This is a genomic window from Pseudomonas sp. FBCC-B1667 (assembly GCF_059133255.1).
Genome location: NZ_CP101437.1, coordinates 998,324 through 1,010,920 on the forward strand (window position 1 = coordinate 998,324; position 12,597 = coordinate 1,010,920).

The window sequence follows — 12,597 nt, forward strand, 5'->3', positions numbered from 1 at the left end:
GGACATGAAAATTGCTTTTATCGGTCTTGGCAACATGGGCGCCCCGATGGCGCGCAACCTGATCAAGGCCGGCCACGCGCTGCGTCTGGTCGACCTGAACAAAACCGTGCTGGCGGAGCTGGAGCAACTGGGCGGCAGCATCAGTGCGTCGGCCCGTGAAGCGGCGCAAGGTGCAGAACTGGTGATCACCATGCTCCCCGCCGCTGTGCATGTGCGCAGCGTATGGCTGGGCGAAGACGGCGTTCTCGCCGGTATCGGCCAAGGAGTTCCGGCCGTGGATTGCAGCACCATTGATCCGCAGACCGCCCGCGATGTAGCCGCCGCCGCTGCCGGGCAAGGCGTGGCCATGGCCGATGCGCCGGTGTCCGGCGGCACCGGTGGCGCCACGGCCGGAACGCTGACCTTCATGGTCGGTGCCACTCCGGAACTGTTCGCTACGCTGCAACCGGTGCTGGCGCAGATGGGCCGCAACATCGTCCATTGCGGCGAAGTCGGCACCGGGCAAATCGCCAAGATCTGTAACAACCTGCTGCTGGCGATTTCCATGGTTGGCGTCAGCGAAGCGATGGCGCTGGGTGATGCTCTGGGGATCGACACGACCGTGCTCGCCGGGATCATCAACAGTTCCACCGGGCGTTGCTGGAGTTCGGAAATGTACAACCCATGGCCGGGCATCGTCGAAACAGCGCCGGCCTCACGCGGTTATACCGGCGGCTTTGGTGCCGAACTGATGCTCAAGGATTTGGGGCTGGCCACGGAAGCGGCCCGTCAGGCGCACCAACCGGTGGTGCTTGGCGCGGTGGCGCAGCAGTTGTATCAAGCGATGAGTCAGCGTGGAGAAGGTGGGAAAGACTTCTCGGCGATCATCAACAGCTATCGCAAGCCGCAATAATCTCGTAACAGGTACAGCATGCCCTCATTGACCGGGAGATCACGTCGGGTGATCCCCCGGTTTTTTTGCATCAGGCAAACACGAAATACTTGCGCACGGTTTCAACCACTTCCCACGTGCCTTTCATCCCCGGCTCGATGACGAAAATATCCCCGGCGCGCAGATGGATCGGCTCTTTGCCTTCCGGTGTGATGATGCAGTAGCCCTCGCGGAAATCGCAGTATTCCCACTTCACGTATTCGACATACCACTTGCCCGGCGTGCAGATCCAGGTGCCCATGATCTTGCTGCCGTCTTCGCTGGTGTAGGCGTTGAGGTTGACGGTGTGCGGGTCACCTTCGAGTTTTTCCCATTTGCAGGCGTCCAGCACCGGCAGTGGATGAGTATCGCGAAGGACAGTAATCGGTGCGGTCATGATGACTCCGGGCAGTGGCTTCAAGAACTGAAGTGGCACCCTATAGCCCCCATGCACCGGTCAGTTGTCTGAACTCGACATCCAGGTGTCCAGAAACGCGCAAAGCCTCAAAGACTTTCCAATGGGCAATCGGCCCGGGATTGTTCGAGGCTGGCTTCGAACTCGATCAATTGAGCGTGCTGGCGCGACAGCACGGTCATTCGCTCGCTGATCTCACGCTTCTTGGCATCGATGGCCTGATGCGCCAGTTCCCATGGCATTACCTGACCCTGATGGCCGGCGAAGATCGCCTGCAACTCCTTGAGCCTGAAACCCAGCTGCTGGGCGCACTTGATGAAAATCAGCTGGTCGACACTTTGCTGGTCGTAGACCCGGTATTTCCCCACGCGCTGGGCCGCCGGCAGCAAGCCGATCGATTCGTAATGGCGGATGCTCTTGATCGTGGTGCCAGAGCGTTGCGCGGCTTGGCCGATGAACATGAAAAGTCCTTTTTCCGTGGTATAGCCCGGCGCATTATCGGCGGGCTCAACGGTCGGCGATAGCCTGGGCTTGCAGCAGCCAGGTTTCACGCTGATCAGCACTGGCGCCGAGAATCGGGCCGAACGTGAGCGTGCGCCTGGGTTCGATACCGCAGAAGGCGAGGGTGGTTTTGCGGACCTGATGCAGCCCGGGCATGCGATACACCCAGCGGTAATACCAGGGGGGCGTGTCCATGGTCACCAATAAATGCGCGCTGCGACCCCGCAATAATTTATCGGGAAAGGCTTTGCCCTCACGGTATTTGAAAGCGAAACCGGGCAGGAACACACGATCAAAAAAGCCCTTGAGCAAGGCCGGAATCCCGCCCCACCAGATCGGATACACCAGCGTCAGATGCTCGGCCCACAGGATGTCGGCCTGCGCCTGGCGCAAGTCGGCTTCCAGAGGTTGAACTTGTTGATAGCCTTCGCGCAGCACCGGATCGAAGTCCATCCTGCCGAGAAACAATTGACGGACTTCATGCCCGGCGCGCAACGCCGACTGTGCGTAGCGCTCGGCGAGTGCGGCGCAGAAGCTGTTGCTGGAAGGATGACCGAGAATCACCAGAATTCGTTTGCCCATTGCCTCTGTCCTTGAAGATCAAACCTCAAGGGTAAAGTCTGCCCCTCAGGGGAGAGTCAAGGCATGCAGCAGGGCTCTGGCATAACCGGGCAGCGCGGCAAAGTCCCGGGCACAGAGCAGGAGTTTGCGTTGGGCCCAGGGTTCTTGCAGTGCGATGCTCTGGAACGATGGTTTGCCGGTCCAGCGCTCGACGGCCGCGAGCGGCACGATCGCCAACCCTGCTCCCCGGGCGACCATGCGCATGACGCCATCGAAACCGTCGGCGCGGATGCGGATTTTCAGCCGTGAACCGATGTGCAGTGCCTGTTCTTCGAGGTACACGGCCAGGGCGCTGTTGGCGTTCAGACCCACATAGTCGTGGTGCAAGGTGTCGCTGAAACTCAAGCGTTCGGAGTCGGCCAGCGGATGGTCGCGGGGCAGGATCAATACCAGCGGATCGTCGCGAAAGGGGCGGGTCTGCAGGTCATCGGTGTCCACGGCGTCGGACACGATGCCCAGGTCTGCTGCACCTTGGCGCAAGGCGTGGGTGATGCGTGTGCTGGGCAATTCCTGAAGGTCGATGTCGAGATTCGGATGCTCGTGCAGGAAGTCGGCGAGCAACTCCGGCAGGTACTCGGTGATCGCCGTGGTATTGCACAGCAGGCGCACCTGACCTTTGACGCCTTTAGCGTATTCGGCCAGGTCCTGTTGCATGCGTTCGGCTTGTTGCAGCAGGGATCGGGCGTGTTTAGCCAGCGCTTTGCCGGCCGGAGTTGGCGTGACACCGCGCCGGCCTCGTTCCAGAAAATCGATGCCGAGCGAAGCCTCCATGGCGCGGATTCTCGCGCTCGCCGCTGCCAGGGACAGATGACTGCACGCTGCGCCGGCGGTGATGTTGCCGCTGTCGAGGATGTTCAGGTAGAGGCGCAGGTCGGTCAGGTCGAAGTGCATGGGCAACCTCTGGATGTGCGTTGTCTGGGCGGGCCCCTTCGCGAGCAAGCCCGCTCCCACAGTGGACCGCATTTTTTCAGTGAGAACTCGATCACTTGTGGGAGCGGGCTTGCTCGCGAAGAGGCCAGTAGCCTCTACTTATTTATAAGGCTCTTGCTATACAAGAGGCACCCTCAGTATATGGCAGATTTTCACACGGCTAATCCAGGCTCAGGATAGCCCCATGAAGACACTCGTCGCGTTCTATCAAAACCTCGGGTTTGCCTTGTCTTTACTGGTCACCGTCACCTTCCTCCTGGCCGGCATGATCAAAGGCATCATCGGTCTCGGCTTGCCCACCATCGCCATGGGCCTGCTCGGTCTGGCTATGGCTCCGTCGCAGGCAGCCGCGCTGCTGATCATTCCCGCGACCCTCACCAATGTCTGGCAACTGGCATTCGGTGGGCACCTGCACGGGCTGAGCAGGCGTTTATGGCCGATGCTGCTGGCGATTTTCATCGGCACGGGCGCCGGTACGTTGTGGATCGGCATGGCCGGCGGGCATGGGGTCGTGCGGGCATTGGGCGCGGCGTTGCTGCTCTACGCATTGAGCGGATTGTTCCTGCCCGCAGTGCGCGTCGGCAGTCACGTCGAAGGCTGGCTCGGTCCGCTGTGTGGCGTGCTGACCGGCGTCATCACCTCGGCCACCGGCGTCTTCGTGATTCCGGCGGTGCCTTATCTGCAGGCGCTCGGTTTGAGCAAAGACGAACTCGTGCAGGCGCTGGGCTTGTCGTTCACCGTGTCGACCTTGGCGCTGGCGGCCGGTCTGTGGACGCGCGATGCCTTGGATGGGGGCGAATTGAGCGCGTCATTGCTGGCGCTGATCCCCGCAGTGCTCGGGATGTTTCTGGGCCAATGGCTGCGTCAGTGGATCAGCGCCGTGTTGTTCAAGTGCGTGTTCTTCATTGGCCTCGGCGTGCTCGGCGGCCATTTGCTGATCAGCGGGTAGCCGACGACGGGCTGAGCATGTCGATGGTACGGATCTCGAAATCCCGTTCCAGGAATTCATCGCGCTGCTCAAGGAACTGCTTCATGTGCGGCAGGTTCGAGTGCACGTCCAGGTGCGCCTGGGATTGCCAGATCTCGTAGAAGATGAACAGCGTCGGATCCTGTTTGTCGCGCAGCATGTGGTACTCGATGCAGCCGGGCTCGGCACGACTGGCTTCCACATAGCCGCTGAAAAACGCTTCGAAGGCGTCGGATTTTTCCGGGCGGGTCTTGGCGTGCAGGATGAAGCCTTGCATTTCACTCATCAGAAATCCCCTCAAGTTAAGAATCGGCGCAAGTCTATGGCAACAATCACCTATGGATTCGTGCGTATTGGTCAAAAGGGTTTTGTGCATTCGGGGCTTATTCCGTGCGGGCCGCGCCGCTAACCTGCCGCCATCCGATTTCTGACCTTTCGAGATTTCTCATGAAAAAAGTCCTGTTGCTCAATGGCGGCAAACAATTCGCCCACTCCGATGGCCGCTACAACACCACCCTGCACGAAACGGCGCTGAGCGTGCTGGACCGCGGCGGCGTGGACGTGAAAGCCACCTTCATCGACGAGGGCTACGACGTCGCTGAAGAAGTCGCGAAATTTCTCTGGGCCGACGTGATCATTTATCAAATGCCGGGCTGGTGGATGGGCGCGCCGTGGACCGTGAAAAAGTACATCGACGAAGTCTTCACCGAAGGCCATGGCAGCCTCTACGCCAGTGATGGCCGCACCCGTTCCGATGCGTCGCAAAAGTACGGCAGCGGCGGTTTGGTGCAGGGCAAGCAATACATGCTGTCGTTGACGTGGAATGCGCCGCAGCAAGCCTTCGATGACCCGACCGATTTCTTCGAAGCCAAGGGCGTAGACGCGGTGTACTTCCCGTTCCACAAGGCCAACGAGTTCCTCGGCATGACCGGCCTGCCGACTTTCCTGTGCGTCGACGTAATGAAACGCCCGAACATTGAAGCCGATGTCGCACGCTATGAACGGCATTTGACCGAGGTGTTTGGCCTCAAGGCCTGAGATTCCTTTTGCCCCGCATCCAGCTACTATCAAGCCAGTTTTGAATGAGGGGCCTTTGTGAAAGCCAGATCCGATGAGTTGCAGATTTTCGTCTGCGTGATTGAATGCGGGTCGATTTCCGCTGCCGCCGAGCAGGTCGGGCAAACGCCTTCGGCGGTCAGTCGCACGCTGTCGCGGCTGGAGGCCAAACTCGATACCACGCTGATCAACCGCACCACGCGGCGCATGGACCTGACCGAAGAGGGCAAGTACTTCTTCGAGCACGCCAAGCGCATTCTCGATCAGATGGACGAGCTCGAAGAACGCCTCAATTCACGCCAGCAAACCCCGTCCGGGCGGTTGCGGATCAACGCCGCGTCACCGTTCATGTTGCACGCCATCGTGCCGTACATCGACGAGTTCCGCCGGCTCTATCCGGACATTCAGCTGGAACTCAACAGCAACGACCTGATTATCGATCTGCTGGAGCAAAGCACCGACATCGCGATCCGCATCGGCACCCTTGCCGACTCGACTTTGCACGCCCGCTCGCTGGGGTGCAGTCCGCTGCACATCGTCGCCAGCCCGACCTATATCGAGCAGCACGGCGCGCCGCAAGCAGTGGCCGACTTGAGTGAGCACGCGTTACTGGGGTTTACCCAGAACGAAGGCCTCAACCAGTGGCCGCTGCGTTATGTACACGGTGATCGCTGGCCAATCGAGGCGTCGATCAGTGCCTCCAGCGGCGAGACGATCCGGCACCTGGCGCTGGAAGGGCAGGGCATTGCCTGCCTGTCGCATTACATGACGATCGAGGACATCCGGGCCGGACGTTTGCAGGTGCTGCTGGCGGACTTCAACAGCGGCTATCGCCAGCCGATCAACGCGGTGTACTACCGCAACTCGCAACTGGCCCTGCGCATTCAGTGCTTCCTGGACTTCATTCAGGGCAAATTGGCGGTGTATGCGAACTCGGATTTCAAAGGTTGATTCGTGATCCCTGCGCAAGAGTGAATTGGGTCGGAGGGGATTTTTCGTCAGAGATCACTCCTCGATACTCGTTGCATCACTTATTCACGCAGGGAGTTTCTCCATGAACGTATTCGTCACCGGCGCTGCAGGTTTCATCGGCGGCTCCATCGCCACCGGTCTGATCCGCGCGGGCCACAAGGTCACCGGCCTGGTGCGCAGCGAAGCCCAAGCCAATGAACTGAGCGCGCTGGGCATCACGCCGGTGATCGGCACGCTGGACGACAGTGCATTGCTCGCCGAACAGGCCCGTGCAGCCGACGCCGTGATCAACGCCGCCAGCAGCGACCATCGCGGTGCGGTGCAAGCGTTGCTCGACGCCTTGCGCGGCTCCAACAAAGTGTTCCTGCACACCAGCGGTTCGAGCATTGTTGGCGATGCCTCGGGCGGTCACTTCAGCGACGTTATTTATTTCGAAGACAAATTGCCGGAACCGACCGTCGACAAGGCCGCCCGCGTGGCCATCGACAACCTGATCCTCGCCGCCGCGAACGATGGCGTGAACTCGGCGGTGATCTGCAACACCTTGATTTATGGCCGCAGTCTGGGCGTCCATCGCGACAGCGTGCAATTGCCGCGCTTGCTCAAACAGGCGCGTAAAAGTGGCGTGGTGCGGCATGTCGGCCCGGGTCAGAACATTTGGTCCAACGTGCACATCGAAGACGTTGTGTCCCTGTACCTGCTGGCGCTGACCAAAAACGTACCGGGCACGTTCTACTTCGTTGAAAGCGGTGAAGCGTCGTTCATCGACATGACCACCGCGATTGCCCAAGCGCTGGAACTGGGCGCGCCGCAAGACTGGCCGCTGAAAGACGCCGAGGCCGAGTGGGGGTATGAAATGGCCAACTATGGTTTGGGCTCCAACAGCCGGGTGCGCGGGAAAAAGGCGCGTGAGTTGCTGGGCTGGGCGCCGAAGCGGGTGTCGGTGATTGAGTGGATTCGGGACGAGATGGTTTGAGTTCGCTCTAAACCGCGTCGTGGCCATCGCGGGCAAGCCACGCTCCCACAGGGATCTGCGTCGGACACAGATTTTGTGAACGACACAGATCCCTGTGGGAGCGGGCTTGCCCGCGATGGCGTTTTAGGCAACCCAACAACTGGCCGGGCCATCCGCAATTCCGTAACATCCGCGCACTTTCTTCTCGTTACTCCCTGCGTGCGATTCCCCCCATGAAACCAAAACGTCTACGCGCCGATGTCCTGGCCGGGCTTACGACCTCTTTCGCCCTGCTGCCCGAATGCATCGCCTTCGCGCTGGTGGCCCACCTCAATCCGCTGATGGGGCTTTACGGGGCGTTCATCATTTGCACCTTGACCGCGCTGTTCGGCGGGCGGCCGGGCATGGTGTCGGGTGCGGCCGGTTCGATGGCCGTGGTGATCGTCGCGCTGGTGGTGCAACACGGCGTGCAGTATCTGCTCGCAACCGTGCTGCTGGGCGGGCTGATCATGCTGGCGTTCGGGTTGCTGAAACTGGGCAAACTGGTGCGCATGGTCCCGCACCCGGTGATGCTCGGTTTCGTCAACGGCCTGGCGATCATCATTGCCCTGGCGCAGTTGGAGCATTTCAAAAGCGGTGACGCCTGGCTCAGTGGTACGCCGCTGTACATGATGACGGGGCTGGTGGCCGTGACCATGGCCATCGTTTACCTGCTGCCGCGCCTCACGCGTGCGGTGCCGCCGGCACTGGTGGCGATTCTCGGTGTGGGGCTGGCGGTGTACCTGCTGGGCCTGCCAACCCGCACGCTGGGCGACATGGCCCACATCGCCGGTGGCTTGCCGACCTTTGCGCTGCCAGACATTCCCTGGACGCTGGACACCCTGCGCATCATCGCGCCCTACGCGATTCTGATGGCGCTGGTCGGCCTGCTGGAAACCCTGCTGACCTTGAACCTGACCGATGAAATCACCGAGAGCCGCGGCTTTCCCGACCGCGAGTGTGTGGCGCTGGGCGCGGCCAACATGGTCTCTGGCGTATTCGGCGGCATGGGCGGTTGCGCGATGATCGGCCAGACCGTGATCAACCTCAGTTCCGGCGGTCGCGGTCGACTGTCCGGGGTGGTCGCCGGGGGGCTGATCTTGCTGTTTATTCTGTTTCTGTCGCCGTTGATCGAGCGCATCCCGCTGGCGGCGCTGGTCGGGGTGATGTTTGTGGTGTCACAGCAAACGTTCGCTTGGGCTTCGCTTCGGGTGGTGAACAAGGTGCCGTTGAACGACGTGTTGGTGATCATCGCGGTGACGGTGATTACCGTGTTCACCGACCTGGCCACCGCGGTGCTGTGCGGGATCATCATCGCGGCGCTCAACTTTGCCTGGCAGCAGGCCCGGCAGTTGTATGCCGACAGTCATCTGGAAAACGACGGCAGCAAACTCTACCGGGTGCATGGCACGCTGTTCTTTGCCTCGACGACACCCTTCCTCAATCAATTCGACCCGGCCGATGATCCTGCGCACGTCACGCTGGATTGCCGGCATTTGAGCTTCGTCGATTACTCGGCCATTGCTGCGCTGGCTACGTTGCGCGAACGCTATGCCAAGGCTGGCAAGCACCTGCGTGTGCTGCACCTGTCGGAGCGTTGCAAGAAACTGCTGAAACGCGCTCGCGTCAGCCACGACTGAGGTCCCAAGTAAAATCCTTGTGGGAGCGAGCTTGCTCGCGATGGCGGCGTATCAGTCACATCATTGTTGACTGACACTCCCTCATCGCGAGCATGCTGCTCCCACAGGGAAATCGGCATGTAAATTCGCCTGTCGGATTTTCATATTCACCGACCTCGCCTATCTCTCAGCGACAGCCCTTACCCTTCCGCGAAAATTATTTTCACCTCGTTTGAAAATCACCTCTCGAAATGTTTTAAGAGTTTCACAATCCATTTGACGTGACCCTTTCGAGGAGTACCGAAATGACCCTGTCCTTCGGCTATTGGCTGCGGGTGTATGCCGCCATCGCCATCATTGTTACCGTGGCGCGCCGCGTCGGCCTTTCTTACCTGATTTAACCGGAGTCGCCTTCCATGGACATCCTTTATCAGATCCGCGCCCGCCAGGATTCCTTCAGCGCCGGCGAAGGGCGCATCGCTCGCCTGATGCTCGACGACGTCGGTTTTGCCTCCGCTGCCAGCCTCGATGAGCTGGCGCTGAGAGCGGAAGTCAGCACCGCCACGCTGTCGCGGTTCGCCCGCACGGTGGGCTGCCGCGACTTGCGCGATTTGCGTCTGCAACTGGCTCAGGCCAGCGGCGTTGGCAGCCGTTTTCTCGACCCGGCGGGCACACCTGATCAGTCGGCGTTTTACGGGCAGATCGTCGGTGATATCGAGTCGACCTTGCGCCAGCACCTGTCGGCGTTCGATGAGTCGCGCTTCGCCGATGCCGTGAAGCTGTTGGGCAAGGCGCGGATGATTCATGCGTTCGGCATGGGCGGTTGCTCGACATTGTGCAGCGATGAACTGCAAGTGCGGCTGGTACGATTCGGCTACCCGATTGCGGTGTGCCACGACCCGGTGATGATGCGCGTCACCGCCGCGAGTCTCGATGCCGGAGACGCCGTGATTGCCTGTTCGTTGACCGGCATTACCCCCGAACTCATCGAAGCCGTTGAACTGGCGCGCAGTTACGGCGCACCCATTGTCGCCATCACCCGGGCCGATACGCTGCTGGCGCAATTGGCGGACGTGCTGCTGCCGCTGCAAGGCGTCGAAACCTCGTTTATCTACAAACCGACGGCGGCGCGCTACGGCATGCTGCTCGCCATCGATGTGCTTGCCACCGAGCTGGCGCTGGCCAATCCTGAAGACAATCAAGAACGTCTGCGGCGGATCAAACTCGCCCTCGACGATTACCGCGGCGGCGACGATCACTTGCCGCTGGGAGACTGACATGCAGTACGACACGCTGATTCGCAACGCCCTGATCATCGACGGCAGCAACACCCCCGGTTATTCCGCCGACGTGGCGATTCTGAACGGCCGCATCGAGCGCATCGGCGACTTGCACGGGGCCACCGCCAGCGAAGAAATCGACGCTGCCGGTCGCGTGCTGGCGCCGGGTTTCATCGACGTCCACACCCATGACGACACGGTAGTGATCCGCCAGCCAGAGATGCTGCCCAAACTCAGTCAGGGCGTGACCACGGTGATCGTCGGCAACTGCGGGATCAGCGCTTCGCCGGTGAGTTTGAAAGGCGATCCGCCGGACCCGATGAACCTGCTCGGCACGGCGGCGGCGTTCGTTTATCCAACCTTCAGCGACTACCGCGCGGCGATCGAAGCGGCGAACACCACGCTGAACGTCGCCGCACTGGTCGGCCACACAGCACTGCGCAGCAATCACCTCGACGACCTGTTTCGCACCGCCACGCCGGACGAAATCAGTGCGATGCGCGAGCAACTGCGCGAAAGTCTGGAGGCCGGTGCATTGGGTTTATCCACAGGCCTGGCGTACGCCAGCGCGTTCTCGGCCTCCACCGACGAAGTGATGCAACTGACTGAAGAGCTGACCGCATTCGGCGCGGTGTACACCACCCATTTGCGAAGCGAATTCGAACCGGTGCTGGAGGCCATGGACGAGGCGTTCCAGATCGGCCGTCATGCGAAATCCCCGGTGATCATTTCCCACCTCAAATGCGCGGGCGCCGGAAACTGGGGGCGCAGTCCGCAATTGCTGGCCTCGCTCGAACACGCGGCGAAAACCCACCCGGTGGGCTGCGACTGCTACCCCTACGCGGCGAGCTCTTCGACGCTGGACCTCAAGCAAGTCACCGATGCTCATCGCATTACCATCACCTGGTCCACGCCACACCCTGAAATGGGCGGGCGCGACCTGATGGACATCGCCGCCGAGTGGAACCAGTCATTGGTCGACGCCGCCCGCCAATTGCAACCGGCGGGCGCGGTGTACTACGGCATGGATGAATCAGACGTACGAAGCATCCTCGCGCACCCGCTGTCGATGGTCGGCTCTGACGGCTTGCCCGAAGACCCGTTCCCGCATCCACGCTTGTGGGGCGCATTCCCACGGGTTCTCGGACATTTCAGTCGTGATGTCGGGCTGTTTGCGCTGCACACCGCCGTACACAAAATGACCGGTCTGTCGGCGGCGCGGTTTGGCTTGAAGGCGCGTGGCGAAATCCGCGAAGGGCACTGGGCGGATCTGGTGTTGTTCAATCCGCTGACCATTCGCGACGTGGCGGACTTCAACGATCCGCAACGGGCGGCGGAAGGGATCGACGGCGTGTGGGTCAACGGCGTGTTGAGTTACAGCGAAGGGCAGGCGAACGGGAAACGGGAAGGGCGATTTTTAGCGCGGGAAGGGGATTTGCGGGACGGGTTTCAGTGAGCATTCTTTGTGGTCTGTCACACTGGTGGCACATTGCAATTAAAGAAAGCCACCGCCAAGCCGAAGCGCTGACAATCGGCCCAGCTACATTGGGTGTCTTTTCAGTCAGGGAGTCACTGCATGAGCTTCGGTAAAACCACCCCGATCCTGCGGATTTTCGATGAAGCCAAGGCGTTGGAATTCTACGTCGACTTCCTCGGCTTCAAGATCGACTGGCAACATCGCTTCGAAGCGAATTTCCCGTTGTACCTGCAGATCTCCCATGGCGAATGCGTGCTGCACCTGTCTGAACACCACGGCGACAGCACACCGGGTTCGGCATTGCGGATCGAGACTGATGAGCTGGAAGCGTTTCGGCAGGATTTGCTGGCCAAGGAATACACCTTTTCGCACCCGCAGATTCAGGCCATGCCGTGGGGCAGCCAGGACATGACCATTGCCGACCCGTTCGGCAACCGGTTGGTGTTCACCAACGCGATCAGCCTCTGAGTGCAGACGTTGTAAGCGGGCTTCTTTCGTTCATGGACGCATTGATCAGTCAGTGGGCACTCATTTATCCAGCACTTGATTGACCGCCATTTCCGCCACCATGACCACTTGGGCGAAACCTTGCGCGGGTTTGCGGTGCGAGCCTTCGAGCAACGCGGCGAAGTCGTTGAGCATGACGGTGGCTGAGCCCAGGGTTTCACAGGAAGGCCGCATCCATTTCGCCGCTAAGCAAAAAGTTACCGAGCAGCCCCCAAGCGCACAAGCCGGCGGATTCTGGCGTAGTCGTAGGCAGCGGCGCAGGGATCTGTGGGCGTTGTCGCGTAACGCCGAGTGTCTTTAAACATGCGCACTGAAAGACGTTTAATGCGCTGTCGCGACTGACGCCTT

14 protein-coding genes and 1 pseudogene are annotated in these 12,597 nt (G+C 60.6%); 9 read left to right on the forward strand and 6 right to left on the reverse strand.

Annotated elements, in window-relative coordinates; all coding sequences use genetic code 11:
• The first annotated feature begins 4 nt into the window (after positions 1–4).
• A complete protein-coding gene (mmsB, locus tag NL116_RS04345) occupies positions 5–892 on the forward strand; it encodes a 3-hydroxyisobutyrate dehydrogenase (protein ID WP_494376156.1) in 888 nt (295 codons plus the stop codon).
• Between the two features lie 70 nt (positions 893–962).
• Here mmsB and NL116_RS04350 read toward each other — a convergent pair whose 3' ends face one another.
• From NL116_RS04350 to NL116_RS04365, 4 genes are all read right to left on the reverse strand, one after another.
• Positions 963–1,307, reverse strand: a complete 345-nt coding sequence (locus NL116_RS04350) for a cupin domain-containing protein (RefSeq protein ID WP_007946320.1) — start codon at positions 1,305–1,307, stop codon at positions 963–965.
• 107 nt (positions 1,308–1,414) lie between these two features.
• On the reverse strand, positions 1,415–1,786 hold the full coding sequence (locus tag NL116_RS04355) for a MerR family transcriptional regulator (RefSeq protein WP_494376157.1): 372 nt from the start codon (positions 1,784–1,786) through the stop codon (positions 1,415–1,417).
• Positions 1,787–1,832: 46 nt separating this feature from the next.
• Positions 1,833–2,408 carry an NAD(P)H-dependent oxidoreductase gene (locus NL116_RS04360; protein WP_494376158.1) on the reverse strand — a complete coding sequence of 192 codons (576 nt, stop codon included), beginning with the start codon at positions 2,406–2,408 and terminating at the stop codon, positions 1,833–1,835.
• Positions 2,409–2,453: 45 nt separating this feature from the next.
• Complete coding sequence (locus tag NL116_RS04365) at positions 2,454–3,338, reverse strand: LysR substrate-binding domain-containing protein (protein ID WP_494376159.1); 885 nt, start codon at positions 3,336–3,338, stop codon at positions 2,454–2,456.
• 223 nt (positions 3,339–3,561) lie between these two features.
• Between NL116_RS04365 and NL116_RS04370 the strand changes: the two genes are divergently transcribed.
• Positions 3,562–4,326: a sulfite exporter TauE/SafE family protein gene (locus NL116_RS04370; protein ID WP_494376160.1), complete on the forward strand. Its 765-nt coding sequence runs from the start codon at positions 3,562–3,564 to the stop codon at positions 4,324–4,326.
• On the opposite strand, the gene NL116_RS04375 is transcribed toward NL116_RS04370, so the two are convergent.
• Positions 4,316–4,630, reverse strand: coding sequence for a putative quinol monooxygenase (locus tag NL116_RS04375; protein ID WP_494376161.1), 315 nt, complete (start codon positions 4,628–4,630; stop codon positions 4,316–4,318). The genes NL116_RS04370 and NL116_RS04375 overlap by 11 nt on opposite strands.
• Before the next feature lie 161 nt (positions 4,631–4,791).
• On the opposite strand from NL116_RS04375, the gene mdaB reads away from it, so the two are divergent.
• The 7 genes from mdaB (at position 4,792) to NL116_RS04410 (ending at position 12,210) form a co-directional block, all read left to right on the forward strand.
• Positions 4,792–5,382, forward strand: coding sequence for an NADPH:quinone oxidoreductase MdaB (mdaB, locus tag NL116_RS04380; protein ID WP_494376162.1), 591 nt, complete (start codon positions 4,792–4,794; stop codon positions 5,380–5,382).
• A gap of 57 nt (positions 5,383–5,439) precedes the next feature.
• The gene (locus NL116_RS04385) at positions 5,440–6,351 is read left to right on the forward strand and encodes a LysR substrate-binding domain-containing protein (protein WP_494376163.1); all 912 of its coding nucleotides are present in this window, start codon (positions 5,440–5,442) and stop codon (positions 6,349–6,351) included.
• Positions 6,352–6,454: 103 nt separating this feature from the next.
• Positions 6,455–7,348, forward strand: a complete 894-nt coding sequence (locus NL116_RS04390; protein WP_494376164.1) for an NAD-dependent epimerase/dehydratase family protein — start codon at positions 6,455–6,457, stop codon at positions 7,346–7,348.
• 212 nt (positions 7,349–7,560) lie between these two features.
• Positions 7,561–9,006, forward strand: coding sequence for a SulP family inorganic anion transporter (locus NL116_RS04395; protein WP_494376165.1), 1,446 nt, complete (start codon positions 7,561–7,563; stop codon positions 9,004–9,006).
• 395 nt (positions 9,007–9,401) lie between these two features.
• Positions 9,402–10,262, forward strand: a complete 861-nt coding sequence (locus NL116_RS04400) for a MurR/RpiR family transcriptional regulator (RefSeq protein ID WP_494376166.1) — start codon at positions 9,402–9,404, stop codon at positions 10,260–10,262.
• Between the two features lies 1 nt (position 10,263).
• Positions 10,264–11,721: an N-acyl-D-amino-acid deacylase family protein gene (locus tag NL116_RS04405; protein WP_494376167.1), complete on the forward strand. Its 1,458-nt coding sequence runs from the start codon at positions 10,264–10,266 to the stop codon at positions 11,719–11,721.
• Between the two features lie 120 nt (positions 11,722–11,841).
• Positions 11,842–12,210 carry a glyoxalase superfamily protein gene (locus tag NL116_RS04410; RefSeq protein ID WP_494376168.1) on the forward strand — a complete coding sequence of 123 codons (369 nt, stop codon included), beginning with the start codon at positions 11,842–11,844 and terminating at the stop codon, positions 12,208–12,210.
• 60 nt (positions 12,211–12,270) lie between these two features.
• On the opposite strand, the pseudogene NL116_RS04415 reads toward NL116_RS04410, so the two are convergent.
• Positions 12,271–12,408 (reverse strand): annotated as a pseudogene (locus NL116_RS04415) (DUF6124 family protein); the annotation flags it as partial.
• Between the last annotated feature and the right edge of the window lie 189 nt (positions 12,409–12,597).

Bases quoted from the DNA above. Each gene is read 5' to 3' on its own strand.
- mmsB (WP_494376156.1), top strand. From the start codon at position 5: ATGAAAATTGCTTTTATCGGTCTTGGCAACATGGGCGCCCCGATGGCG.
- NL116_RS04350 (WP_007946320.1), bottom strand. From the start codon at position 1,307: ATGACCGCACCGATTACTGTCCTTCGCGATACTCATCCACTGCCGGTG.
- NL116_RS04355 (WP_494376157.1), bottom strand. From the start codon at position 1,786: ATGTTCATCGGCCAAGCCGCGCAACGCTCTGGCACCACGATCAAGAGC.
- NL116_RS04360 (WP_494376158.1), bottom strand. From the start codon at position 2,408: ATGGGCAAACGAATTCTGGTGATTCTCGGTCATCCTTCCAGCAACAGC.
- NL116_RS04365 (WP_494376159.1), bottom strand. From the start codon at position 3,338: ATGCACTTCGACCTGACCGACCTGCGCCTCTACCTGAACATCCTCGAC.
- NL116_RS04370 (WP_494376160.1), top strand. From the start codon at position 3,562: ATGAAGACACTCGTCGCGTTCTATCAAAACCTCGGGTTTGCCTTGTCT.
- NL116_RS04375 (WP_494376161.1), bottom strand. From the start codon at position 4,630: ATGAGTGAAATGCAAGGCTTCATCCTGCACGCCAAGACCCGCCCGGAA.
- mdaB (WP_494376162.1), top strand. From the start codon at position 4,792: ATGAAAAAAGTCCTGTTGCTCAATGGCGGCAAACAATTCGCCCACTCC.
- NL116_RS04390 (WP_494376164.1), top strand. From the start codon at position 6,455: ATGAACGTATTCGTCACCGGCGCTGCAGGTTTCATCGGCGGCTCCATC.
- NL116_RS04395 (WP_494376165.1), top strand. From the start codon at position 7,561: ATGAAACCAAAACGTCTACGCGCCGATGTCCTGGCCGGGCTTACGACC.
- NL116_RS04400 (WP_494376166.1), top strand. From the start codon at position 9,402: ATGGACATCCTTTATCAGATCCGCGCCCGCCAGGATTCCTTCAGCGCC.
- NL116_RS04405 (WP_494376167.1), top strand. From the start codon at position 10,264: ATGCAGTACGACACGCTGATTCGCAACGCCCTGATCATCGACGGCAGC.
- NL116_RS04410 (WP_494376168.1), top strand. From the start codon at position 11,842: ATGAGCTTCGGTAAAACCACCCCGATCCTGCGGATTTTCGATGAAGCC.